This window comes from Flavobacterium sp. W22_SRS_FP1 (genome assembly GCF_052113685.1).
In the GTDB taxonomy this organism is placed as follows: domain Bacteria; phylum Bacteroidota; class Bacteroidia; order Flavobacteriales; family Flavobacteriaceae; genus Flavobacterium.
Map to the genome: position 1 here is coordinate 114,928 of NZ_JBGQOE010000005.1, position 24,430 is coordinate 139,357.

Here is a 24,430-nt window from a genome sequence, read left to right on the forward strand (position 1 = left end):
CTTTGTGTATAATGATTTGTCGATTGCAGTATGCTATTTCCATTTTTGGAACTTTCTAGCCTAAAAGAGTTCCTTATCTTTTATTTTTTTCGTAAAGTAAGACTTTAATTAGATCCCAGAAAAATTGCTTTTTAAGCTGGATCTATTTAACTTTTCTAAACACTAACCTAAATCTTGAAATAAATAAATTTTAACAAAATAATAACTATTATTTGTATATACAAATAAAAAAAATGTTACATTTGTACCAACAAATAATAGAAGACTATTATGAAAATTGAAGATGAAATAAGAAGTAGTGTATCATTAAAGCTGGCAACAAAAGTCGTTTTGAATGTTTTGCATACGCAAAATATAATCAATGAGAAATTTAATATAGTTTTAAAACCGTATGATTTATCAGGAGAACAATATAATGTGTTACGAATATTAAGAGGGCAAAAAGGCAATCCTGCTAACATGAATATGATACAAGAACGTATGGTTGCAAAAACCAGTAATACTACTCGTTTAGTTGACAAACTATTATTAAAGGAATTAGTCACAAGGAATGTCTGTACAGAAAATAGAAGAAAAATTGAAGTGACAATAACTCACAAAGGATTACAAGCTTTAACTGAATTAGACCCTAAAGTTATCGAACATGAGAATTATTTCTGCAGCAATTTAAATGCCGAAGAATTAGAACAATTAAACACATTATTAGAAAAATACAGAAACCAACAAATCCAATAAAAACATGAATACCTTTTTAGATAAACAAAATTGGCGTTACGCTACTAAAAAATTTGATGCAACAAAAAAAATATCAGCATCAGATTTAGACTTTCTTAAAGAAGCCGTTCGTTTAAGCACGTCGTCTTATGGATTACAACTTTATAAAGTAATAATCGTTGAAAGCGCAGAACTTAGGGCACAATTGTTACCTGCAGCTTATGGGCAAACGCAAGTTACAGATGCTTCCCATTTATTTGTTTTCGCTAGTCAAACGAATGTTGGAAACACAGAAATCGATGCTTACTTGAAAAATACTAGTGAGATCAGAAACCTTCCCATTGAAGCTTTATCTGGCTATGGAGATTACATGAAAGGAGCAATTAACCCAATGTCAGAAGACATTAAAAGTACTTGGACCGCAAAACAGACCTATTTGGCTTTGGGAAATTTATTAAACGCAGCAGCTGAGTTAAATATTGATTCCACACCGATGGAGGGTTTTATTCCAGCAAAATTCAATGAAATTTTAGGTTTGGATAAATTAAACCTTAATTCGGTCCTAGTTGCACCGGTAGGATACCGTCATGAAGAGGATGCTACACAGCACCTCAAAAAAGTTAGAAAATCAAACGAGGATTTATTTATCACACTATAATTATTAACACAAATAAAATTAAACAAATGAGAAATTTCAAAGCAATTGCATTAGCATTAGTAGTAGTTATATCTACTGTATCGGTAACAGCACAAACTAAGAAAATAGATGCTTCAGCAAGTACTCTTAACTGGGTTGGTAAAAAAGTGACTGGACAACACGAAGGAACTGTCAACATCAAAGATGGTGCACTAGTATTTGCAGGAAAAAAATTAACAGGAGGAACTTTCACCGTTGATATGACATCATTGACTTCTACTGATTTATCAGGAGAATACCAAGGAAAATTAAACGGACACTTGAATTCAGCAGATTTCTTTGGAACTGAAAAATTTCCAACATCTACATTAGTATTCAAAACTATTGCAGCCAAAACAACAAACATGTATGCTGTAACTGCTGATTTAACAATCAAAGGACAAACACATCCTGTTACATTTGATATGGCCGTAAACGGTAACACCGCATCTACAAAATTCAAAGTAGACAGAACTAAATATGACATCAAATACGGTTCAGGAAGCTTCTTTGACAACTTGGGAGACAAAGCAATCTCTGATGACTTCGATTTAGCAGTAGCTTTAAAATTCTAATACTTTTATAGTATTATGTTTATTTATTCATCTAACAGTTGTTTGTGAGATGAGTAAATAAACACAATTAAATAATGTAACAAAAAAGACCAAAAAACAGCTGTTTTTTTTTTGTTTAATGTGTTTGAATAATCAAATAACATTTATATATTTGTCGCATGAAAATGATAAAAAAAAATACTTGGTGGTGGAATAATTTACGTCAGTTGTCGTGAACTAAGCTCCTATGGTATAATAAACTATAAATATAAAAGGCTTGTCATCACGACGAGCCTTTTTTTTATGTTAACAATTTTTGTTTTTCATACTATCAAAAACCCTAAAATTTATTCAAGTTGAAACTATTTACACTAAATACGAAATACAAACAAATACTCGCCGACACTATGACACCTGTCAGTGTCTATTTCAAAATACGCGATAAATTCCCGAACAGTTTACTTTTGGAGAGTAGTGATTACCATGGAAGTGACAATAGTTTTTCATATATCTGTTGCAATCCCATTGCATCTATAAAAATAGAAAACGAAACTATCTTTAAATCCTATCCTGACGGTACTTCAGAGAAAATTACAATCGACGCAGACACTAATGTTCCTGAAGTGATTCAAGACTTTTCACATCAATTCAAATCAGAAAAAAACGATTTCAAATTTATAAATAACGGTTTATTTGGTTACATTTCTTACGACGCCGTTCGTTATTTTGAAAAAGTGACCGTTGCCAAAAAAGACAATAGTATTTCAATACCTGATGTTTATTATGCCGTTTACCAAAATATTATTGCGATAAACCATTTTAAAAATGAAGCATACATTTTCTGTCACAGTCTAGAAGGAAAAAACAATATCTCAGAGATTGAGCAACTGTTGCAATCCAGAAATATAGCTTCTTATAAATTCTCGAAAGAAGGAGAAGGATTCTCTAATCTCACCGATGCCGAATTCAAGCACAACGTAGCTTTGGCTAAAAAACACTGCTTCCGTGGCGATGTTTTCCAATTGGTATTATCCAGACGTTTTACACAAGGTTTCAAAGGCGATGAGTTTAATGTTTATAGAGCCCTACGTAGCATAAACCCTTCACCATATTTATTCTTTTTTGATTATGGTGATTTCAAAATATTTGGTTCTTCACCTGAAGCTCAAATTATCGTAAAAGATCGAAAAGCAGAAATTCATCCCATAGCAGGTACTTTCAAACGAACCGGTGATGATGAAAAAGATGCTGTACTTGCAAAACAACTATCCGAAGACAAAAAGGAAAATAGTGAACATGTTATGTTAGTAGATTTAGCTCGAAATGACTTGAGTCGCAACGGGCATGACGTAAAAGTCGATAAATACAGGGAAGTTCAATTTTTCTCACATGTAATTCACTTAGTTTCAAAGGTGTCAGCATATTTACATGAAAAGGCAACAACCATGCAAGTGGTTGCAGATACGTTTCCTGCTGGAACCCTAAGTGGCGCTCCTAAACATAGAGCGATGCAACTCATTGAAGAGTACGAAAAAACAAACCGTAATTTTTATGGTGGCGCTATTGGTTTCATGGATTTTGAAGGGAACTTTAACCATGCTATTATGATCCGAACTTTCTTGAGCAAAAATCACCAATTACATTCACAAGCGGGTGCCGGAATAGTAGCTAGTTCAGATGAAGAAAATGAAATGCAGGAGGTATATAACAAATTGAGAGCATTAAATACGGCTTTAGATTTGGCGGAAACGATATAAAAATAATTAAAATATTTAATAAATTAAGTATTTAAAGATTACTAAAAATCTACAATTTTTCAATCTTTAAATCTTTCAATTTTTCAATAAAATAATGAAAAAAATACTAGTCATAGACAATTACGATAGTTTTACTTACAATCTGGTACACTATCTAGAAGATTTAAATTGCGAAGTAACCGTATATAGAAATGATGAATTTGATATTGAAGAAATAGCAATTTTCGATAAAATAGTACTTTCTCCAGGGCCAGGAATACCTGAAGAAGCTGGTTTATTGAAAGAGGTAATTCGAAAATATGCACCTACCAAAAGTATTCTTGGTGTGTGCCTAGGACAACAGGCTATAGGTGAGGTTTTTGGAGGAACTCTTTCTAACTTAGATAAAGTATATCATGGTGTAGCTACAATAATAAAAACAGCTGTTGATGATGAATTACTTTTTGAAGGATTAGGACATGAATTCGAAGTAGGCCGTTATCATTCATGGATAGTAGACGCCCCTTTACCAGATGTTCTGGAAGCCACCTCTTTTGACGAAAACGGTCAAGTAATGTCCTTAAGACACAAAACATTTGATGTTCGTGGAGTACAGTTTCATCCTGAAAGTGTGTTAACGCCAAACGGAAAGAGAATATTAGAGAATTGGGTAAATAGTTAGGTTTCAGTTTGCAGAAATTGAAACTTTAACCTGAAACTTTAAACAAAAAAAGATAAATGAAAAACATATTAAATAGACTGATCAATCATGAAATGCTTTCGAAAGAGGAGGCGAAAAATGTGTTGGTTAATATTTCAAACGGTAGCTATAACACAAGCCAGATTTCAGCATTTCTGACCGTATACATGATGCGAAGCATTAGTATCGAAGAACTTTCCGGTTTTAGAGAAGCGCTATTGGAATTGTGCATTCGTGTCGACCTATCCGCATACAACACAATCGATTTATGTGGAACTGGTGGCGACGGAAAAGATACTTTCAACATATCAACCCTTGCTTCTTTTGTAGCGGCTGGAGCAGGAATAAAAGTAGCGAAACACGGAAATTATGGCGTTTCTTCTATTTCTGGTTCAAGCAATGTGATGGAAAAACTAGGAATCAAATTCAGCAATGACAATGATTTCTTAGAAAGAAGTATCGACAAGGCTGGGATTTGTGTTTTACATGCACCTTTGTTTCATCCAGCCATGAAAAACGTTGGACCTATCCGAAAAGATTTAGCTGTAAAAACCTTCTTCAATATGTTGGGTCCTATGGTAAACCCATCGTTCCCTAAAAATCAATTGGTGGGTGTTTTTAATTTAGAACTCGCTAGAATGTATGCTTATTTGTACCAAAATACTGATGTGAATTTTACAATTTTACATTCCCTAGATGGTTACGATGAAGTGTCGTTGACCAGTCCCACCAAGATCATCACGAGTACTATGGAGGGAATGTTGTCTAATGAAAGTTTTAGTGTTCGTCTATTGTCACAAAGAGAAATCGAAGGTGGAAAAACCATCGATGAGTCTGCACAAATGTTTACCGATATCATTTCTGGAAAAGGAACCGAAGCCCAAAACAACGTGGTTTGTGCCAATGCAGGAATGGCTATCGCAACCGTTACCAAATGTTCCCCTCTGGAAGGATTTGAAATAGCCAAAGAAAGTCTTTTTTCCGGAAAAGGACACAGTGCATTGAAAACGTTGCAAGAATTGAGCAAATAAATATCGTTTCATGTTTTCTTTGTTTTATGTTTCAAGTTTTTGGAACGTTTTAAAACTGAAAACTTGAAACCTGAAACAATAACATTATGAATATTTTAGATAAAATAATAGTTGACAAGAAACGAGAAGTCATTCTCAAGAAATCCATCATTCCTGTATCCCAATTGGAAGCTTCTATTTTTTTCGGAAAAGAAAGCATTTCATTAAGCCAAAATTTAAAGAATAGCACTTCTGGAATTATTGCTGAACACAAACGCCGATCTCCTTCAAAATCTGTAATCAACCACAGTTTTACCGTTGAAGAAGTAGTGCAAGGATACGAAAGTGCCGGAGCTTGTGGCATCTCGGTTTTGACAGATGGGAAATATTTTGGTGGTTCTCTTGACGATTTACTATTGGCTAGAGCCTCAGTAAACATTCCGCTATTGAGAAAAGAGTTTATTGTTGATGAATACCAAATCCTAGAAGCCAAAGCATACGGTGCTGACTTGATTTTACTTATTGCGTCGGTTTTAACCCGTGCAGAAATTAAATTACTTTCTGAATTTGCTAAAAATTTAGGACTAGAAGTTTTATTAGAAGTACATAGTGCAGAGGAGTTGGAAAAATCAATTATGCCCACATTAGATATGATTGGTGTCAACAACAGAAACCTAAAAACATTCGAAGTTAGTTTAGATTTTAGCAAGCAACTAGCGAGTCAAATACCAGACGACTTTGTGAAAATTTCCGAGAGTGGCATTAGTTCAATAGAAGCGATAACCCAATTAAAACCATACGGATACCAAGGTTTCCTTATAGGAGAAAACTTTATGAAAACTGATAATGCCGGCAAAGCGGCAACGGAATTTATTGAGCAGTTAACACATAATTAATTATAAAAAAAGTATTGCAAGCTTGGTGCTTCCGTTGGGTAGCGCAAGATAAAACCTTAAAAACATGAAATTAAAAATCTGCGGCATGAAATATCCCGATAATATAATCGAAGTAGCGGCCCTCCTACCAGATTATTTGGGCTTCATATTTTGGGAAAAATCAGCTCGATATTTTAATGGTGTTATTCCTAAATTGCCTAAATCGATTCGTAAAGTTGGTGTCTTTGTAAACGAAAGCATCGAGATTGTTGCCGATAAAGTGCAGCTACACGATTTGCAAGCAGTACAATTACACGGAAAAGAATCAGTTGTGTTTTGTGAAGAATTAAAAAAGAGATTGCCAAAAGAGATCGAAATTGTTAAAGTCTTTTCAGTAATTGACAGTTTTGATTTTGAACTTTTAAAAGATTTCGAACCCCTTTGCGATTATTTTCTTTTTGACACCAAAGGAAAATTACCTGGAGGAAACGGAAGCACGTTCGATTGGACCGTTTTAGAAAAGTACCCCTCTACTAAACCCTTTTTCCTAAGTGGCGGAATAGGACTAGAGGAAATGCCAGCAGTAAATGAAATTCTAAAAACTAATTTACCCATTTATGCCATTGATGTAAACAGTAAATTTGAAATAGAACCAGGATTAAAAAGCATACAATTATGTGGAGGTATACGGCAATATATCTCAAAATCTAATTAAGTAAAAAAAAAAATCATGTCATACAACGTAAATGAAAAAGGCTATTATGGCGAATTTGGAGGCGCTTACATCCCCGAAATGTTATACCCTAACGTAGAGGAATTACGCCAAAATTATCTCAAAATAACAGCTGAACCAGAGTTTCAAGCAGAATTTGATGCTCTTTTAAAGGATTATGTAGGACGTCCTACCCCACTCTATTTTGCGACACGCTTATCTGAAAAGTACAACACTAAAGTCTATCTGAAAAGAGAAGATTTGTGTCATACAGGAGCGCACAAAGTAAACAACACCATTGGACAAATCCTACTGGCAAAACGATTAGGTAAAACCCGTATTATTGCCGAAACGGGTGCCGGACAGCATGGTGTAGCAACAGCGACCGTTTGTGCCTTGATGGGATTAGAATGTATTGTTTATATGGGCGAAGTCGACATCAAGCGCCAAGCGCCAAACGTGGCCCGTATGAAAATGTTAGGAGCGGAAATTCGTCCTGCCCTTTCAGGTTCTAAAACCTTAAAAGACGCTACAAACGAAGCTATTCGTGACTGGATCAACAATCCCGTGGACACTTACTATATAATTGGGTCTGTCGTAGGGCCTCATCCTTATCCTGATATGGTTGCTCGCTTTCAATCTGTTATTTCTAAAGAAATCAAAGAACAATTATTAGAAAAGGAAGGGCGTGAAAATCCAGATTATGTAATTGCTTGCGTAGGTGGCGGAAGTAATGCTGCAGGAACTTATTATCATTTTCTTGACAATGAAGATGTAAAAATTATAGCAGTCGAAGCGGCAGGTTTAGGAGTTGATTCTGGCGAAAGTGCAGCAACTTCAGCCTTGGGAAAAGTAGGGGTAATTCATGGAAGTAAAACCCTATTGATGCAAACTACAGATGGTCAAATAACCGAACCATATTCTATTTCAGCAGGCTTAGATTATCCAGGTGTTGGCCCTATGCATGCTAATCTTTTCAAGACTGGAAGAGCGCAATTCATCTCCATCACTGATGAGCAAGCAATGGACTGGGGATTAAAACTTTCGCAAATGGAAGGCCTAATTCCCGCTATAGAAACAGCTCATGCTTTCGCCGTTCTGGACGAAATGAAATTCAAACCAGAAGACATTGTAGTGATCAATCTTTCCGGACGTGGAGACAAAGATTTAAATACCTATATTGACTACTTCAAATTGTAAAAGGGCGTTCCCGCTGAAAAGCGGGCGGGCTGTACGCTATATCTTTTTTGTGGCTGAAAAAACCACAAAAAAAGGATACCGCTTCCATCCCTAACGCATACAATAACAAGATAATCGGATTTTAAAATAACTTTCAAAATACAAAATATGGAAAAATTATTTGCTTACGGTAACTTAAAAGAAGACGATATTCAAGAAACAGTTTTTGGAAGACTACTGCAAGGAGTTCCAGAAACTTTGGTAGGGTATGTGGTAAAACAAATCAAAATTGAAGAAGAATACGGAATAGAGACCTATCCAATTATTACTGCTACCCAAAATCAAGAGGACACAATTAGCGGTATGGTCTACGAAACAAGCTTTCGAGAATTACAGCTAGCAGACCAGTACGAGGGAATGCATTATAAGCGGATTGAAGTCCAATTGCAATCAAAAGAAACTGTCTGGGCTTTTACAGCCATAACATAAGTCCGCAAAAATATAAATGTCAAAATCAGATTAAACATCTGACAAAAAACACCCTAATGAACAGAATAAATCAAAAACTACAAGAAGGCAAGAAGATACTTTCTATCTATTTTTCTGCTGGTTATCCCAATTTAAATGACACGGTACAAATCATCGAGGATTTAGAGAAAAATGGAGTCGACATGATCGAAATAGGATTGCCTTTCAGCGATCCATTGGCAGATGGTCCAACTATTCAAGCTAGTTCGACACAAGCTTTGCATAATGGCATGACGACACAAGTTTTGTTTGACCAACTAAAAGACATTCGGAACACAGTATCCATTCCCTTGATTGTAATGGGCTATTTCAACCCGATGTTGCAATACGGAATAGAGAACTTCTGCAAGAAATGTGCAGAGATTGGTATTGACGGATTAATTATTCCAGACCTTCCCGTTGATGTTTATGCTGAGGAATACAAAGAAACCTTCGAAAAGTACGGTCTGATAAATGTATTACTTATTACACCACAAACAGCTGACGAGCGTATCCGCTTTATAGACAGTGTTTCTAACGGCTTTATCTATATGGTGAGCTCGGCTAGTGTTACTGGTTCACAATCTGGATTTGGCAGCGACCAAGAAGCGTATTTCAAGCGTATTTCCGATATGAATCTCAATAACCCCCAAGTGATCGGTTTTGGAATCAACAACAAGGAAACGTTTAACCAAGCGACACAGTTTGCAAAAGGAGCCATAATAGGAAGTGCTTTTATCCAGTATTTGACAGAGAGTGGTACCGGAAAAATTGCCGAATTCGTGAAAGCAATTCGATAATAAATACAATTTCTCTATAAAAAGCAAACGGCGTTTAAATTATTTAGACGCCGTTTTTTGTGTCAGTTTTTTAAAAAAATTTAAATTATTTGTAAGGTTTTATTTTATAAATTAGCATCAATAAAAAAAGATCTTAAGTGCGCAATTTCAAACACATACGGGTCCGTAGACTTAATAAAATCAAGTTCCTTTTACAGTAATAAAAAACTAGAACCATAAAAGTAAAAAACTTAAAAATGAAATTTATTAAGCCATTGTCACTAGGAAAGTTAACTTTTTCTAAAAAAGGAATTGAAACAGTTTGTTTTGGCGCTTTCTGCTTTGGAATTCTTTTCGGCGCATTTATAGCCCATAGTATTACAACTGAGTCAAAATTTAATATTTTACTATTTGGATTATTTACCGTCCCTATTTGGATTTTCCTGAAACCTATTTTAAAGAAGGAAATAACCACTGTAGAGTGAGTAAATATTAACATTAAAAAAGATTAGTTTAAATGAATTATTTGGGAGACCTAGTCACGGTTAGCAAAAAAGTCAATTTGTCGACTCAGCTGTATATTATTTGATAAAAAACGAAAAGCAAATAAAAATGAAAATACTAACAATTATCTTTGAGACTCTTCTTTCGGAGAGAACACGTGTTAAGGTCGAAAAAACAATTCTCAATATCGCATTGTTGAGTTTTTTAATTCACCTAGTCCTTATTTATCTACAGAAATTCGATGTTATATATATTGGGGGAAACCCAGAATTACTAAAAAATCCTATATCGGCAATTTACACGCCATTTTCCTTTATTCTTATTTATGAGGTTTATCTATTAATTTACTACTTGCCAAAGTCGTTTACAACCTACATAACGAAGCAATATGAAATAATCACCCTTATCATTATTCGAAAATTATTTAAAGATTTATCTTCTTTACAACTCACTTCAGAATGGTTCGAAATTAAGGGTGATCTCAAATTTACCTATGATATAGTAGCATCTATATTACTTTTCTATCTAATATTTCAGTTTCAAAAGCATGGAAAGCAAAAGTTTGAAGAGAACGCAGAGGCAACTGATTTTATTCAACGTTTTGTCAAAAAGAAAAAAATAATAGCGGTTCTTTTATTGCCATTATTTTTCATCATGGCTTCCTACACACTCATAAATTGGTTAATGGGCACTCCTGTCTCAACCTCCCAGTTACCTATATTAGAAAGTATTAACAATCTCTTTTTTGATCAATTTTTCACGGTATTAATTTTAGTAGATGTAGTTCTGCTTTTAATTTCTTTCTTTTACACAGACGAATTTCATAAAATCATGAGGAACTCTGGGTTTATAATTTCGACAATTTTAATCCGAATGTCTTTTGGGGTCAGTGGCTTAGTCAATATTGTTTTAATTGTTGCAGCAGTTCTTTTTGGACTAATGATGATTATAATTCATAATAAATATGAAAAAAATATTTTGTCTACAAGTGAAAAATCGAAAGGTTTAAGGAACTACCAAAACGAAACTTAGTCTATAAAACGAATACCGCTTCCTACTTAATCTTTACCAAGAACTATAAAGTATTTTTTTTATAAAAATCTTATTCTAGAAGATCTGTTTTCTATTATAATGAACGAATAAATTACAATGATGGATTATCACTTTAGAAAAGCAAAAATATCTGAAGCCGCTAAAATATGGAAGATTCTGCAACATGCCATACTCCGCAGAAAAGAAGACGGCAGCACGCAATGGCAAGACGGCTATCCCAATCTGCAAGTTGTACACAATGACATTGAGAAAGGGCAGGGTTTTGTTTTAATTGAAGAAGACACTATAGTCGGTTATTGTGCAGTAATAATCGATGACGAGCCCGCCTATGATAAAATTGAAGGCAAATGGTTAACGACTGGTGATTTTGTTGTGATTCACCGAGTGGCAATTTCCGAAAAACACTTGGGTAAAGGCTTGGCTCAAATGATTATCCGATATGTAGAAGATTTTGCCCTAAAAAATGATATATACAGTATAAAAGCAGACACCAACTTTGACAATATTGCTATGATTAAAATTTTTGAAAAGATGGGCTATACTTTATGTGGTCTGGTGTATTTAAGAGCAAGCCCAAGAAAAGCATACGAAAAAATATTAGCTACGACTTAATAAATAATAGCAGTTACAACTATAAATAAACTGCCAGATAGACTAGCTTTTGTATTGCCAAGTAACTACAGCTCAATAACTATTTGGCCAACTTTAGAAAAAACACTACTTTTAATTTCAGAAAAACATACAACTATGAAATGGAAATTAAGCTCTTACTTCCTTATTGCGATTAGTCTAATAGGTTACGGACAAAAGAAAGACGAATCAGAATTGATTAAAAATCTGTTAGAAAAAGAATCGGCTACATGGAGGGCACAAGACAGTAAAGGGCACAGTGATTGCTGGCATATCCAACCGTATAGCCGAATATTAATCTCTACATCCAAAGGTGAAACTTTTGACGTTCCCCCAGCCGCAATGATTAACACCAAACCGGAAGCAATGGGAAATGGTGGTTTTGCGGTAAACACCAATTACAAAATAAGCATCAATGGCGAAAGCGCTTGGGTCAGTCATGATGAAGAATCAACGGCAAAAGATGGCAAGAAAACGCTCTCCTATGAAATACGACTTTTAGAGAAGATAAAAAACAAATGGAAATTAGTGGGTCAATCGATTCACATTTATAAATCGGAATAAACCACAATTTTATATCATCAAATAACAAAAGAAACACTCGTTAACTCTACTATTGTAGCATTAACAAGTGTTTCTTTTTATTACTCAGCGATAAGAACGTTATATCTTGTGTATCGTTAAACAGTTGCCTCTTCAGTAGCTGGTTCAAACTCCATATCATCTTCTATTTCTGCTGCCAGTTCTGGTTTAGAAGCTTTTAAGGCATTGAACTTTTCTATTTGCTCTAATTCGCCTTCCTCACCACTGAAATAAGGAAAGACATCTAGAATAGGAGATTCTGTTATAGCAGGAATACTATAATCACCCATTGTTCCTTTCATCACAGTAGTAGTGTTATCAAAGGCTTCTTTAACATCATTAGCCTGTAATAAAATATACATATTCGTCTTTCGTTCTTTACCACTTTCTTCATCATAAGCCAACAAAGATACTTTTGATTTAAACCAACGGTCACAGTTTTCAAAGGGATGTATCTCGGCAAAATTGGCTACTTTAATGTTCGTGATTTTGAATTCTTCACTTATGTAGGCCGACATCTCTTCATTGATTCTGCTTTCGGCTTCCGTGTAGGATAAAGCATCTACTAGATAAGGTTCTGTTGCCATCTTTTGTAAACCAGTCTCATCTGTTTTTCTATATTTTATTTTGCATTCGTACCACATTGTGCTCTATTGTTTTTAATTAAGGATGTCAAAGATAGATTTTAAAGGAAAAAAAATGCACAATAAATAAAATAGATATCCACAATTTCAGCTAGATGTCAGGATAAATTTTCAACAAACTTTTTGACTAATTATTAAACCAAAAACCAATAGACGCATCAATCAGTTGCTAAGCTTGTTACGGGAATTACGACTCTTTTTAGATTACGAAAATTAAAAAATAAATTAAAAAAATAACCAAATTACTGCTAGCTCCTCTACTCTATCACAACAAAAAACAAAACGATAAAAGCGTAACTTTAATGGAACACCATTTTTCCATAAGCTCAATTATCTACTCCTTATAAAATTGCCTATTTTTGCAGTCTAAAATTTATCTAATGCCAAACAAGAAATACAAAATAGCAGTCATTCAACTGAACCTTAACGACGTTGCCGAAAACAACCTTAAAAAATGTTTGAGCTGGGTGCGAGATGCTGCCAGTCAAGGTGCTGAAGTTATCTCGTTACCAGAATTATACAGCAGTCATTATTTCTGTCAAAGTGAAGATGTTGACAATTTTGCCATTGCAGAACCATTATATAGCACTTCCTTTATCGCTTTTGGCGCGTTGGCAAAAGAACTTGGGGTGGTTATTATTGTTCCTTTCTTCGAAAAAAGAATGGCTGGCATTTATCACAATAGTGCTTATATCATAGACACAGACGGTTCAGAAGCGGGATTATACCGTAAAATGCATATTCCGGATGACCCTCATTTTTACGAAAAATTCTATTTCACACCTGGAGATTTAGGTTTCAAAACAATTCCAACAAAGAAAGGAAAAATAGGAACTTTAATCTGTTGGGATCAGTGGTATCCAGAAGCGGCACGCTTGACGGCACTTCAAGGGGCTGAAGTTTTATTTTATCCAACAGCAATCGGATGGCATCCTGCAGAAAAAGACGAATATGGTGAAAACCAACATGGCGCTTGGATGAGCGTGATGAAAGGGCACGCAGTTGCTAACGGAGTGTACGTTGCTGCCGCTAATAGAATTGGTCTGGAACAATACTTGCCTGATACGGCCGGAATTCAGTTCTGGGGATCTTCGTTTATTGCGGGACCGCAGGGAGAAATTTTAGCGCAAGCCTCGCACGACAAAGAAGAAATCCTTATTGCCGAAGTTGACTTAGATTTACAAGAAAACGTACGTCAGAACTGGCCGTTCTTCAGGGACAGACGAATTGACGCTTTTGGTGACATTACGAAAAGAGCAATCGACTAATTATGAATACTACAACTAACAGAAGATTTCCTGCGGAATGGGAAGACCAACAAGGAATATTACTTTGTTTTCCACATAACGGGAACGATTGGCCTGGAAAGTATGAAGCTATTCAGTGGGCGTTTATCGAATTTATCAAAAAAGTAGCCATTTATGAAACAGTTTTTTTGGTCGTTGCAGATGAAAAATTAAAAGAAAAAGTTACTGGAATGCTCGAAAGAGCTTTCGTAAACGTTGACAACATTTCGTTTATCATCCAAAAAACTAATAGAAGCTGGATGCGTGATAGCGGTCCTATTGTGATTAAAAACGGAGAAGAAAGAGAAGCCCTAAATTTCAACTTTAACGGCTGGGCCAAATATAAAAATTACATGTTGGACAAACATGTTCCCGCTAAAGTTGCCCAGTTTCTGGATATCCCTTTGACGCAAGTCAGGTACAAAGGAAAGCCTGTAATTGTTGAAGGTGGTGCAATAGATTCAAATGGAAAAGGAACTTTACTTACCTCAGAAGAATGTTTGATGCATCCCGATATTCAGGTTCGAAATCCAAATTTCACTAAAGCAGATTACGAAGCCGTATTCAAAGAATACTTGGGAATAACGAATGTCATTTGGCTAGGAAATGGTATTGAAGGCGATGACACACATGGACACATCGACGATTTATGCCGCTTCATCAATGAAGACACTATCGTGACCATTATCGAGACAAATACGGAAGACAACAACTATCTTCCATTACAAGACAACCTAAAGCGTTTACAAAATGCGAAGTTAGAAAACGGAAAGTCTCCAATCATCGTCGCTTTGCCAATGCCAAAACGCCTCGAATTTGAAAATTTAAGATTGCCCGCGAGTTATGCCAATTTCCTTATTTTGAATAAATGCGTTTTAGTTCCCACTTTTAACGACCCTAATGATCGTAAAGCACTAAACATTCTAGCGGAATGTTTTCCCGATAGAGAAATCATAGGAATTAGCGCTATTGATTTGATATGGGGTTTTGGGACTTTACATTGCTTAAGCCAACAAATTCCATCTTAAAAAAAACTCAAATATTTTATATAAAAAAACACCAGTATTACGCTGGTGTTTTCGTTTAGGGTACTGAGCAAACTATTTGTCTCGCATAAAAGGAATCTTTTGACTATCATTTACAATCATATCAAATCCGGTTTTGCTTTCGTTAAATTGAAATTTAAGTCCTGCTCTTTTAGATTCGAAAAAATCCTTAGCTATCAGTTCTACGGTAAAGTCAGGATAATCTGTTATTCCTACATTAAGAAGCCCATTTTTATCACTAAAAACAATTTTTATCGGAGCTTTATCATTAGAATAAGTTCCCAGATAACCATCTAAAATAAGATCTTTTTCAATGGTTCCGTTAGCTGCTGTCCATATATTATTTCCTTCATTATTATCCGGAAAACTATGGTCTGGGTCTAAAGTAATGCTCTCAATTTCTTCAGTAGAGTCATGCTTAAAGGACCATAGCTTGTTTTTTTGCCATATTTCAACAGGTAGTTTTACACGGCTCACTTTTCCGCTTTTAGTTTTTATGTCTAAAACTAATGGCATAGCCATTTTGTCGAAATTCTCTACAGTAATAACAACTCCTAGATTAGGATCATTTTTCACATATTTGATTGAATTTATCCCTTGATCTAATCGCCAATTATTCACAAACCAACTTCTCCAGAACCAACTTAAATCCTCACCAGCAACATTTTCCATTGTTCTAAAAAAGTCATCCGGAGTAGGATGTTTAAAAGCCCACCGCTCGACATAGGTGCGGAAAGCCAAATCAAAACGTTTTTCGCCTAACACCTGTTCGCGTAAAACAATCAACGCGGAGCTCGGCTTAAAATAACACAAAACACCAATATTAGCCTCTTTCATATTATCGGGCGAATTCATCATGGTTTCTAATTCAGGTCTGGTAAACGTTTCTGCCATTTTATGAAAATCAACTGGCTCTGACTTGTACTCTCCATTGTTGAAGTCAGCTGAACTTAATGAATTGATAAAACTGTTGAACCCTTCATCCATCCAAGCAAATAAACGTTCGTTTGAGCCCACAATCATAGGGAACCAGTTATGACCAAATTCGTGATCAGTCACTCCCCATAAATCCTCGCCTTTAGCTTCCCATCCGCAAAAAACAATTCCTGGATATTCCATACCACCTTCATTCCCTGCTACATTTGTAGCAACTGGATAAGAATACTCAAACCATCTTTTAGAATAATTCTCAATAGAAGCCTTAGTAAACTCCGTAGAACGGCCCCAAGCTTCATCACCGGAGCTCTCCACAGGATACGCTGATAATGCCAATGATTTTTTACCGCTCGGTAAATTAATTTCGGCTCCGTCTAAAATAAAAGCTGCTGATGATGCCCAAGACATATCTCTCGCATTTTTTAGTTTATAATGCCATGTTTTAGTAGTTGACACGCTAGCATTTGCACCAGCCGATACTTCGTCAGCCGTACGTATAAAAACCGTTTTGTCACTTTTTTTTGCTTGTGCTAATCGGTTTTGTTCCACTGTACTATAAACAGCGGTTGGATTCACTAATTCTCCAGAACAAACGACGATATGATTTGATGGTGCCGTAATATTTACGTCAAAATCTCCGTATTCCAAGTAAAACTCAGAGGCTCCCAAATATGGGTTTACGTTCCATCCTTGTATATCATCATACACACACATACGTGGGTACCATTGTGCGATAGTAAAAATTTTCCCGTTCTTAGTGTCTAGAACTCCAGTACGGTCCGAGCCTTCCAAAGGAGAAATATAGGAGAAATCAATTTTAATTTTCACCGAACCTCCTTTAGCATTTAATACTTGAGGTAGCATAATCTGCATTCTAGTATCTGTAACGATGTATTTAGCATCAATCTCAGTAACTTTTCCTTTAGTTGTGCTAATAACTTTAACAGACTTAATTTTATGACCTCCGTCAAAAATTTGTCCTCGAGCTCCATTACGACTCCCTGTCAAAGGAATAACTGCATTACCACGCGAATCTGCCTTAAATAAGTTTTGGTCCACATTCATCCAAACAAAAGACATCTTATCTGGACTATTATTAGTGTAGGTAATTATGTCTGTACCTACAATTTCATTTTTTTGCTCATTTAATACAGCGGTCAACTGATAATCAGCTCTATTTTGCCAATATTCCGGACCGGGCTGGCCACTAGCAGAACGCGTACTAGTTCCATTTTTCGAATAAAAAAACGGTGCAAAAGCATCCTGATAACTATAATTTGAAGTTACTGCTACTTTTTCACTAGTAGGAACTTGCTGCGCCCATAGGCAAGATGCTCCTAACAATAAGGCCATCTGGAGCAGGGCTTTGAACCGAATATTTTTCATATTTTTCATTATTTACATAGCAAATTAATGAAAAAGAAGCATACCAATAAAATAAATCCTTGGCTTTAATCAAAAATTGGGAAAATTTTATCAAAAACAGAATAACTAACTATTCTCTGTCTAAAATAAAAATTAAGAAATATATTTACAGCTTCATTATATATTAAAAATTCTCTCATTTTGACCGCAACGATAACCAGCTCAACTTTAACTGCAGAAATTAATCATTCTGGCGCAGAACTATTTTCACTTAAAAGCAGGAGTAACAATAAAGAACACATTTGGGAGGGAAATCCTGAATTTTGGGGGAAACACTCCCCTGTTCTTTTTCCAATTGTAGGCACTCTAAAAGACAATAGCTATACTTATAATTCCGATCACTACCACTTATCTAGACATGGTTTCGCAAGAGATGGAGTATTTGAATTAATTGAAAAAAATGAAAGTAGCGCCACTTTTTCGCTGCAATCATCTGAAGATACTTTAAAGATATATCCCTTTGATTTTGAACTCCAAATTAGCTATGTACTTGATAGCAACAGTTTGCATATTCATTATCAAGTAATCAATAAAGGAAACAGAAAGATGCCGTTTTCAATTGGAGCGCATCCCGCCTTTTCTTTACCTGGGAATTTTGAAAACTACAGTATCCAATTTGAAAAAGAAGAGCCTTTGGAATACAATCTACTCGAAAATGATTTAATTTCAAATCAAACGCAAACCCTTGCGAAGGTAGGTCCTGTTGTTCCACTAAACTATCAGCTGTTCCAAAACGACGCCTTGATATTTAAATCATTAAAATCTAATTATTTGACCGTACTAGATACTGGGATACCAATTCTACGAGTGCATTATGACAGCTTTCCTAACCTTGGCATCTGGACAAAAAAAGACGCGCCTTTTCTTTGTATTGAACCTTGGTTTGGCTATTCGGATTCTGTTGAAAGTTCCGGCAACCTAATGGAAAAAGAAGGCATTCAAATTTTGGAGTCAAATGAGACTTTCAAATCAAAATTTAGCATCGAAATCCTTTAATTTATCTAATAGTCAAAAATATGCTACAGCTTAATTTTGAACCATTTCCAAATCTTGAAACGGAACGTTTATTTCTACGACGCGTAAATAACTCTGACGTAAAAGAGATTTTTCAACTGCGGTCCGATCCGGAAACCATGAAATATATTCCGAGGCCATTACTGAAAAATACGGAAGACGCTTTAGAACATATTGCAAATATTGATGCCAAAATTACAACTCAAGAAGGAATAAATTGGGCTATTACATTAAAAGGCAGTCAAAAACTGATTGGAATAATAGGTCATTATAGGATACGTCTAGAAAATTATAGGGCCGAAATTGGCTATATGTTACTACCACAATTTCGCGGCAAGCAGATCATTCCGGAAGCCATAAAACAAGTAGTAAAATATGGTTTTGAGGAAATGAAGCTACATTCTATTGAAGCAATTATAGATCCGGCTAATTTAGCATCAGAGAAAGTGTTGCAAAAGAATGGTTTCAAAAAAGAAGCTCATTTAAAAGAAAATGAATTTTATGAAGGGCGCTTTTTGGACACCGTCATTTATTCATTATTAAATAAATAATCGCGTAAAATTATAGCAAATGTATTACAATTACTATAGCTGATGTCATATATTTGCAACCAAACAGAACCAAAAGGCAACTTTTAAATCGACCCCAACTTTATAATGAAAAAAATTTTCTTCTTACTTACCGTTTTACTTTCAATTCAATTACAAAGCCAAACCTACATAAAAGTAAATGCTTTAACAACTTTACTAGCCATTCCAAATATCGGAATTGAAACCAGTATTGGTAAAAAATCAACCTTTCAATTTGATGTTTTAGCATCGCCTTGGAGATCTATTAATGGAAAGCCTAGACAATTTTATACGTTTATACCAGAATACCGCTACCATTTCCATGAAAAGAATAATGGATTTTATATTGGGGCACATATTGGCGCAACTCTATTTAATTTTCAGAAATGGAACTATTTGAATACTGACAAATATGAGAAAGGTTTTGGCTATATAATGGGTGCAACAATAGGATACCAAACTAAAATAAACGACAAGTTTATGCTAGATGTTTTTATAGGGGGAGGAAATCAACAGGGGTTTTACAAAGGCTACTTATTGACTACTGGCGAGCGTTACGAAACAGCCGAAAATTATAACAAAAGCGGTGAATGGTTGCCTTATAGGGGAGGTGTTATGGTTTCTTATAAACTAAACTAATTCTAATTTTCAAACTTAGGTTCCGCCTTTAAATATAATTCTTCCACTTTTTTCCTGGCCCATTCCGTCTTACGCAAAAAAGTTAGACTCGATTTAATACTCGGGTTTTCATTAAAACATTTAATATTCACCAATTCGCCCATCGTATCGAATCCATAATAGTCGACTAATTTTTCCAAAATTGTTTTTAGAGTAATTCCGTGAAGAGGGTCTTTTGATCGCTGCTTTTCCATATTGCAAATTTATATCAATTTTCTAAAAAATAGTGGGGATTCATTGATTTGTTCCTACATTTGTACTCCTATGCTAAAGAAAATCAACATACTTAATAAAAGAGCACGTTACGATTATGAAATAATCGAAAAACTCACCGCAGGAATCGTTTTGGCCGGAACTGAAATTAAATCAATTCGTTTAGGTAAAGCAAACATTACCGAAAGTTTTTGCGAGTTTAGCGGGACGGAACTTTTTGCAATTAACACCTATATTGAGGAATATACTTTTGGAAATCAATTCAATCATAAAGCGCGAAGCGAACGAAAACTCCTGCTAAACAAGAAAGAATTAAAGAGCTTGGCAAAAAGTGTTCAAGCCAAAGGATTAACTATTATCCCTTTAAAATTGTTCACTAACGAAAAAGGAATGGCTAAACTCGAAATAGGACTTTGCAGAGGAAAAAAAACCTACGATAAAAGAGAGTCACTTAAAGAACAAGACACCAAGCGTGATCTAGCAAGAATCAAAAAAGAGTTTTAAATCAATATTAAGGTCAGAACATTTGACCTTTTTTTACATGTGATTTAATGACTTAATTTGTCAAGACAATATAAACATGTTTTTTTTTAATGAAAAGTTTACTTAAAAACGCTCGAGAACTAAAGGGATTAAAAACAAGAGAAGTAGCCCAATTATTAAGCATTGACCAAGCTTTAGTGAGTAAATTTGAGAGCGGAACGAGAAGACCAACCAAGGAGCAAATCACAAAATTGGCAGCACTGCTTGATGTTAATTTTGAAATATTGATGACCGCTTGGTTGAAAGAAAGAATCATTCATGAAATTGGCCAAGAAGAATTCGCTTTACAAGCGCTCAAAGACGCCGAAGTCGAGATTAAATCCCTAAGAAAATCTGCTGCCAGTAAAATTTCGCCTCAGCTTCAAAAACTGTTGAATGAAATCGATAGATTAAAACTAAAACTAGAAACTACTGAGCCAATAAATAATTCTCAAATTACCAAAGACTCAGACCTAGAATATACCTTTGAAAGTAATCGCATTGAAGGAAATACTTTGACGCTGTTGGAAACTAATTTGGTTATCAATGAAGGTCAAACGATTTCAGGAAAAAATATGCGAGAACATATGGAAGCGCTAAATCATATTGAAGCGATAGCTTTTATCAAAAATATGGTTGACAAGAACCTTTCTCTTAATGAAAGAGAGCTGACTTCTATACATAGTCTTATTTTGAGAGGGATACTTCCGAAAGATGCTGGACAATACCGTAAAATCTCATTCGCTTTAAAGGAAAACGGTTTTACTCCATCAGATCCTTTAAAAATTGAAAAAGAAATAGAAGCACTATTTAAATGGTATGAAAAGAACAGAAGCACCTTGCACCCCATTATTTTAGCAACGGAAATGCATCAACGAATACTGGCTATCTACCCTTTCACGCATGCAAATGGAAAGGTCTCGAGATTGATTATGAATTTTGTTTTGTTGCAAAATGGCTATATCATCGTCAACATTAAAGGTGATTCCGAAACCAGAATGAAATATTATAAAAAATTGGAAAATGCTTTGACAGGAATTAATGAGGACTCCTTCATACTATTTATTGCCCAAATCGAGATAGAGACCTTAGAGCGTCACGCCGCTATGCTATCAAAATAAAACAAAAATCAGAAGCACGAATGTATTTTTATTTAATTTTTATGTTCTAACAAAGGAACAAATCGACATTCACCCAATTCATGCTTCTCAAATTGAGTTTCGTTTATCCGGATCAATAAGGTCATTATTTGCACACCTTCTCCCAATGGAATAACGAGCCTACCCCCTATTTTTAATTGTGCCATCAAAGGTTGTGGTATGAAAGGTGCTCCGGCGGTAACAATGATACTGTCAAAGGGAGCATAACTTGGCAAACCTTTATACCCGTCACCAAAAGAAAGATGTTTAGGACGAATTCCTAACTTGGGTAATAATACTGAAGTTTGTTTAAATAATTCATTTTGGCGCTCTACACTAAAAACTGTGGCTCCCATCAAACACAATACAGCAGTCTGATAACCTGAACCTGTGCCTATTTCTAAAACTTTATTTCCTTTTTTTATGTTCAATAATTGTGACTGGAAAGCGACAGTATAAGGTTGCGAAATGGTTTGACCAGCAGCGATAGGAAATGCTTTGTCTTGATAAGCATAGTCTTCAAAACTAGAGTTCAAAAACAAGTGTCTCGGAATCTTTTTTATAGCTCCCAAAACATTTTCATCGGTAATTCCTTTTTCCTCTAAAACGCTTACTAATTGATTGCGAAGCCCTTGATGCTTACCTGTATCTTTCAAAGTTTATTATTTAATTTTGGTAAAAATAGAAAACAAATTCTAATTCCAATTGTCAAATATTAATTTTAAATCATCAAATAATTGTTGCTTATCCTTAACGGTTTAATCATTAAATTGTTATTTTTGTGGAAACAACATCATTATGCTGAAAATTGGAGTACTAGGTGCTGGTCATCTTGGAAAAATACATTTACGTTTATTACAACAATCTGAAAAATATGAATTAGTTGGCTTTTACGATCCCAATCAAGAGAACGCCGATAAAATATCAAAGGAATTTGGCTATAAACATTTTAGTACAATAGCAACACTTATCCATGCGGTTGACGTTATTGACATTGTTACCCCTACACTTTCCCACTACAAATGCGCTAAAGTTGCAATCAAGTCAGGTAAGCATGTTTTCATAGAAAAACCCATCTCAAATACATTGGCGGAAGCCGAAGAAATTATTGCATTAGCTAAAGAATATAATGTCAAAGGGCAAGTGGGGCACGTGGAGCGATTCAATCCCGCATTTATTGCCACCAAAAACATGATTGAAAACCCCATGTTTATTGAAACGCATCGTTTGGCAGAATTCAATCCTAGAGGTACAGACGTTCCCGTAGTCTTGGATTTAATGATACATGATATTGACGTCATTTTAAGTGTAGTAAAATCTAAAGTGAAAAATATTAGCGCCAGCGGCGTTTCCGTTATAAGTGATACTCCAGACATTGCAAATGCTCGGATTGAATTCGAAAACGGTTGTGTAGCCAATTTGACGGCTAGCCGAATTTCGATGAAAAATATGCGTAAAACGCGTTTCTTCCAGAAGGATGCCTATATTTCTGTGGATTTCCTAGAGAAAAAATGTGAAGTTGTTAAAATGAAAGATGCCCCAGAAGTGCCGGGAGATTTTGACATGATTTTACAAAATGCAGAAGGCGTAAAAAAGCAAATTTATTTTTCTAACCCTGAAGTGGAACAAAACAATGCGATTCTCGAGGAACTGGAAACTTTTGCCGACGCGATAAATAACAATTCCACTCCTATTGTAACATTGGAACAAGCAACAGAAGCCTTAAGAGTGGCCTACCAAATTATTGACTGTTTTAAAAAATAGATTAACGATTCGGATTTAAAAGTTTAACGAGAAAACTTTAAAATTAAATACAAATTAAATGAAAATTATAGCAGTAATCGGAGCAGGAACGATGGGTAATGGAATTGCCCACACTTTTGCCCAAAGTGGTTTTACCGTAAAATTAATTGATTTATCTGAAAAATCCTTGGACAAAGGAATGGCGACAATTGCCGCCAACTTAGATAGAATGATCTCAAAAGGAGTCATTACACAAGAAGACAAAGCCAAAACAATCACAAACATAATTACCTATACCGACATCAAAGATGGTGTTGTTGGTGCTGATTTAGTAGTTGAAGCCGCTACGGAAAATATTGAGTTGAAACTGAACATTTTCAAGCAATTGAATGATGCCTGTTCTCACAACACTATTCTAGCAACGAACACTTCTTCTATTTCTATTACTCAAATTGGAGCAGTGGTTACACACCCGGAACGCGTTATCGGGATGCACTTTATGAATCCTGTGCCCATTATGAAATTGGTCGAAATAATCCGCGGTTATAATACGAGTGATGAAGTAACACAGGTCATTATGAAATTGTCCGAAAAGTTAGGAAAAACACCCGTAGAAGTTAATGATTACCCTGGCTTTGTGGCCAATAGAATTTTAATGCCAATGATCAATGAAGCTATCGAAACTTTATACAACAAAGTGGCCGGTGTCTATGAAATCGATACTGTCATGAAACTGGGAATGGGACACCCTATGGGCCCACTGCAATTAGCTGATTTTATTGGACTTGACGTATGCTTAGCAATTTTAAACGTTATGTACGATGGGTTTAAGAATCCAAAATACGCCCCTTGTCCTTTATTGATAAATATGGTTCGTGCCGGCAAGCTAGGAGTAAAATCTGGTGAAGGTTTCTATGATTATTCTGAAAGCAAAAAAGCAGAAAAAATCTCTAAACAATTTATATAAAAGTAACAGTATTCGACTGTAGTTTGCAGCCTTGGCG

At 35.2% G+C, this 24,430-nt stretch carries 28 protein-coding genes; 24 read left to right on the forward strand and 4 right to left on the reverse strand.

Going from position 1 to position 24,430, the window contains the following annotated elements; all coding sequences use genetic code 11:
- The first annotated feature begins 270 nt into the window (after positions 1–270).
- The 15 genes from ACEN2H_RS04810 (at position 271) to ACEN2H_RS04880 (ending at position 12,193) form a co-directional block, all read left to right on the forward strand.
- The gene (locus ACEN2H_RS04810; RefSeq protein WP_441730926.1) at positions 271–735 is read left to right on the forward strand and encodes a MarR family winged helix-turn-helix transcriptional regulator; all 465 of its coding nucleotides are present in this window, start codon (positions 271–273) and stop codon (positions 733–735) included.
- A 4-nt stretch (positions 736–739) separates the two neighbouring features.
- A complete protein-coding gene (locus ACEN2H_RS04815) occupies positions 740–1,372 on the forward strand; it encodes an NAD(P)H-dependent oxidoreductase (RefSeq protein ID WP_441730928.1) in 633 nt (210 codons plus the stop codon).
- 26 nt (positions 1,373–1,398) lie between these two features.
- A complete protein-coding gene (locus ACEN2H_RS04820) occupies positions 1,399–1,965 on the forward strand; it encodes a YceI family protein (RefSeq protein WP_441730929.1) in 567 nt (188 codons plus the stop codon).
- Between the two features lie 335 nt (positions 1,966–2,300).
- The gene (locus ACEN2H_RS04825) at positions 2,301–3,701 is read left to right on the forward strand and encodes an anthranilate synthase component I family protein (RefSeq protein ID WP_441730931.1); all 1,401 of its coding nucleotides are present in this window, start codon (positions 2,301–2,303) and stop codon (positions 3,699–3,701) included.
- Positions 3,702–3,795: 94 nt separating this feature from the next.
- Positions 3,796–4,362, forward strand: a complete 567-nt coding sequence (locus tag ACEN2H_RS04830; protein WP_441730933.1) for an anthranilate synthase component II — start codon at positions 3,796–3,798, stop codon at positions 4,360–4,362.
- A gap of 56 nt (positions 4,363–4,418) precedes the next feature.
- Positions 4,419–5,411, forward strand: coding sequence for an anthranilate phosphoribosyltransferase (trpD, locus tag ACEN2H_RS04835; protein WP_441730935.1), 993 nt, complete (start codon positions 4,419–4,421; stop codon positions 5,409–5,411).
- A gap of 86 nt (positions 5,412–5,497) precedes the next feature.
- A complete protein-coding gene (trpC, locus tag ACEN2H_RS04840) occupies positions 5,498–6,286 on the forward strand; it encodes an indole-3-glycerol phosphate synthase TrpC (RefSeq protein ID WP_441730937.1) in 789 nt (262 codons plus the stop codon).
- A gap of 64 nt (positions 6,287–6,350) precedes the next feature.
- Positions 6,351–6,980, forward strand: coding sequence for a phosphoribosylanthranilate isomerase (locus ACEN2H_RS04845; protein ID WP_441730939.1), 630 nt, complete (start codon positions 6,351–6,353; stop codon positions 6,978–6,980).
- Between the two features lie 15 nt (positions 6,981–6,995).
- On the forward strand, positions 6,996–8,177 hold the full coding sequence (gene trpB, locus ACEN2H_RS04850) for a tryptophan synthase subunit beta (protein WP_441730941.1): 1,182 nt from the start codon (positions 6,996–6,998) through the stop codon (positions 8,175–8,177).
- A gap of 147 nt (positions 8,178–8,324) precedes the next feature.
- Entirely contained in the window at positions 8,325–8,645 is a 321-nt protein-coding gene (locus ACEN2H_RS04855) for a gamma-glutamylcyclotransferase family protein (RefSeq protein WP_441730943.1), read from the forward strand.
- Between the two features lie 56 nt (positions 8,646–8,701).
- Positions 8,702–9,463: a tryptophan synthase subunit alpha gene (trpA, locus tag ACEN2H_RS04860; protein ID WP_441730945.1), complete on the forward strand. Its 762-nt coding sequence runs from the start codon at positions 8,702–8,704 to the stop codon at positions 9,461–9,463.
- 236 nt (positions 9,464–9,699) lie between these two features.
- A complete protein-coding gene (locus ACEN2H_RS04865; RefSeq protein ID WP_441730946.1) occupies positions 9,700–9,927 on the forward strand; it encodes a hypothetical protein in 228 nt (75 codons plus the stop codon).
- 127 nt (positions 9,928–10,054) lie between these two features.
- Complete coding sequence (locus tag ACEN2H_RS04870; RefSeq protein WP_441730948.1) at positions 10,055–10,978, forward strand: hypothetical protein; 924 nt, start codon at positions 10,055–10,057, stop codon at positions 10,976–10,978.
- Positions 10,979–11,098: 120 nt separating this feature from the next.
- Entirely contained in the window at positions 11,099–11,611 is a 513-nt protein-coding gene (locus ACEN2H_RS04875) for a GNAT family N-acetyltransferase (protein WP_441731062.1), read from the forward strand.
- Between the two features lie 135 nt (positions 11,612–11,746).
- Positions 11,747–12,193: an endo-arabinase gene (locus ACEN2H_RS04880; protein WP_441730949.1), complete on the forward strand. Its 447-nt coding sequence runs from the start codon at positions 11,747–11,749 to the stop codon at positions 12,191–12,193.
- 116 nt (positions 12,194–12,309) lie between these two features.
- Here ACEN2H_RS04880 and ACEN2H_RS04885 read toward each other — a convergent pair whose 3' ends face one another.
- Entirely contained in the window at positions 12,310–12,855 is a 546-nt protein-coding gene (locus ACEN2H_RS04885) for a DUF4494 domain-containing protein (protein ID WP_441730951.1), read from the reverse strand.
- A 380-nt stretch (positions 12,856–13,235) separates the two neighbouring features.
- Here ACEN2H_RS04885 and ACEN2H_RS04890 point away from each other — a divergent pair, with 380 nt between their 5' ends.
- On the forward strand, positions 13,236–14,123 hold the full coding sequence (locus ACEN2H_RS04890; RefSeq protein ID WP_441730953.1) for a carbon-nitrogen hydrolase: 888 nt from the start codon (positions 13,236–13,238) through the stop codon (positions 14,121–14,123).
- Positions 14,124–14,125: 2 nt separating this feature from the next.
- A complete protein-coding gene (locus ACEN2H_RS04895; protein WP_441730955.1) occupies positions 14,126–15,169 on the forward strand; it encodes an agmatine deiminase family protein in 1,044 nt (347 codons plus the stop codon).
- Between the two features lie 72 nt (positions 15,170–15,241).
- Here ACEN2H_RS04895 and ACEN2H_RS04900 read toward each other — a convergent pair whose 3' ends face one another.
- Positions 15,242–17,509: a M1 family metallopeptidase gene (locus tag ACEN2H_RS04900; protein WP_441730957.1), complete on the reverse strand. Its 2,268-nt coding sequence runs from the start codon at positions 17,507–17,509 to the stop codon at positions 15,242–15,244.
- 180 nt (positions 17,510–17,689) lie between these two features.
- Between ACEN2H_RS04900 and ACEN2H_RS04905 the strand changes: the two genes are divergently transcribed.
- The 3 genes from ACEN2H_RS04905 to ACEN2H_RS04915 all read left to right on the forward strand — a co-directional run bounded on the left by ACEN2H_RS04905 (position 17,690) and on the right by ACEN2H_RS04915 (position 19,770).
- Positions 17,690–18,544 carry an aldose 1-epimerase family protein gene (locus ACEN2H_RS04905; protein ID WP_441730959.1) on the forward strand — a complete coding sequence of 285 codons (855 nt, stop codon included), beginning with the start codon at positions 17,690–17,692 and terminating at the stop codon, positions 18,542–18,544.
- 20 nt (positions 18,545–18,564) lie between these two features.
- Positions 18,565–19,113, forward strand: a complete 549-nt coding sequence (locus ACEN2H_RS04910; RefSeq protein WP_441730961.1) for a GNAT family N-acetyltransferase — start codon at positions 18,565–18,567, stop codon at positions 19,111–19,113.
- A gap of 105 nt (positions 19,114–19,218) precedes the next feature.
- Entirely contained in the window at positions 19,219–19,770 is a 552-nt protein-coding gene (locus ACEN2H_RS04915; protein WP_441730963.1) for a DUF3575 domain-containing protein, read from the forward strand.
- Between the two features lie 2 nt (positions 19,771–19,772).
- Here ACEN2H_RS04915 and ACEN2H_RS04920 read toward each other — a convergent pair whose 3' ends face one another.
- Complete coding sequence (locus tag ACEN2H_RS04920) at positions 19,773–20,003, reverse strand: VF530 family DNA-binding protein (protein WP_441730965.1); 231 nt, start codon at positions 20,001–20,003, stop codon at positions 19,773–19,775.
- 70 nt (positions 20,004–20,073) lie between these two features.
- Between ACEN2H_RS04920 and smpB the strand changes: the two genes are divergently transcribed.
- Both smpB and ACEN2H_RS04930 read left to right on the forward strand, forming a co-directional pair.
- Positions 20,074–20,526, forward strand: a complete 453-nt coding sequence (gene smpB, locus ACEN2H_RS04925) for an SsrA-binding protein SmpB (RefSeq protein WP_441730966.1) — start codon at positions 20,074–20,076, stop codon at positions 20,524–20,526.
- Positions 20,527–20,615: 89 nt separating this feature from the next.
- Positions 20,616–21,665 carry a Fic family protein gene (locus tag ACEN2H_RS04930; protein WP_441730968.1) on the forward strand — a complete coding sequence of 350 codons (1,050 nt, stop codon included), beginning with the start codon at positions 20,616–20,618 and terminating at the stop codon, positions 21,663–21,665.
- Positions 21,666–21,697: 32 nt separating this feature from the next.
- Here ACEN2H_RS04930 and ACEN2H_RS04935 read toward each other — a convergent pair whose 3' ends face one another.
- Positions 21,698–22,339 (reverse strand): protein-L-isoaspartate(D-aspartate) O-methyltransferase, encoded by a 642-nt coding sequence (locus ACEN2H_RS04935; protein WP_441730970.1) that lies wholly within the window; start codon positions 22,337–22,339, stop codon positions 21,698–21,700.
- 142 nt (positions 22,340–22,481) lie between these two features.
- Here ACEN2H_RS04935 and ACEN2H_RS04940 point away from each other — a divergent pair, with 142 nt between their 5' ends.
- Both ACEN2H_RS04940 and ACEN2H_RS04945 read left to right on the forward strand, forming a co-directional pair.
- Positions 22,482–23,447, forward strand: coding sequence for a Gfo/Idh/MocA family protein (locus ACEN2H_RS04940; RefSeq protein ID WP_441730972.1), 966 nt, complete (start codon positions 22,482–22,484; stop codon positions 23,445–23,447).
- Between the two features lie 58 nt (positions 23,448–23,505).
- On the forward strand, positions 23,506–24,393 hold the full coding sequence (locus ACEN2H_RS04945; protein ID WP_441730974.1) for a 3-hydroxyacyl-CoA dehydrogenase family protein: 888 nt from the start codon (positions 23,506–23,508) through the stop codon (positions 24,391–24,393).
- Positions 24,394–24,430 lie beyond the last annotated feature (37 nt).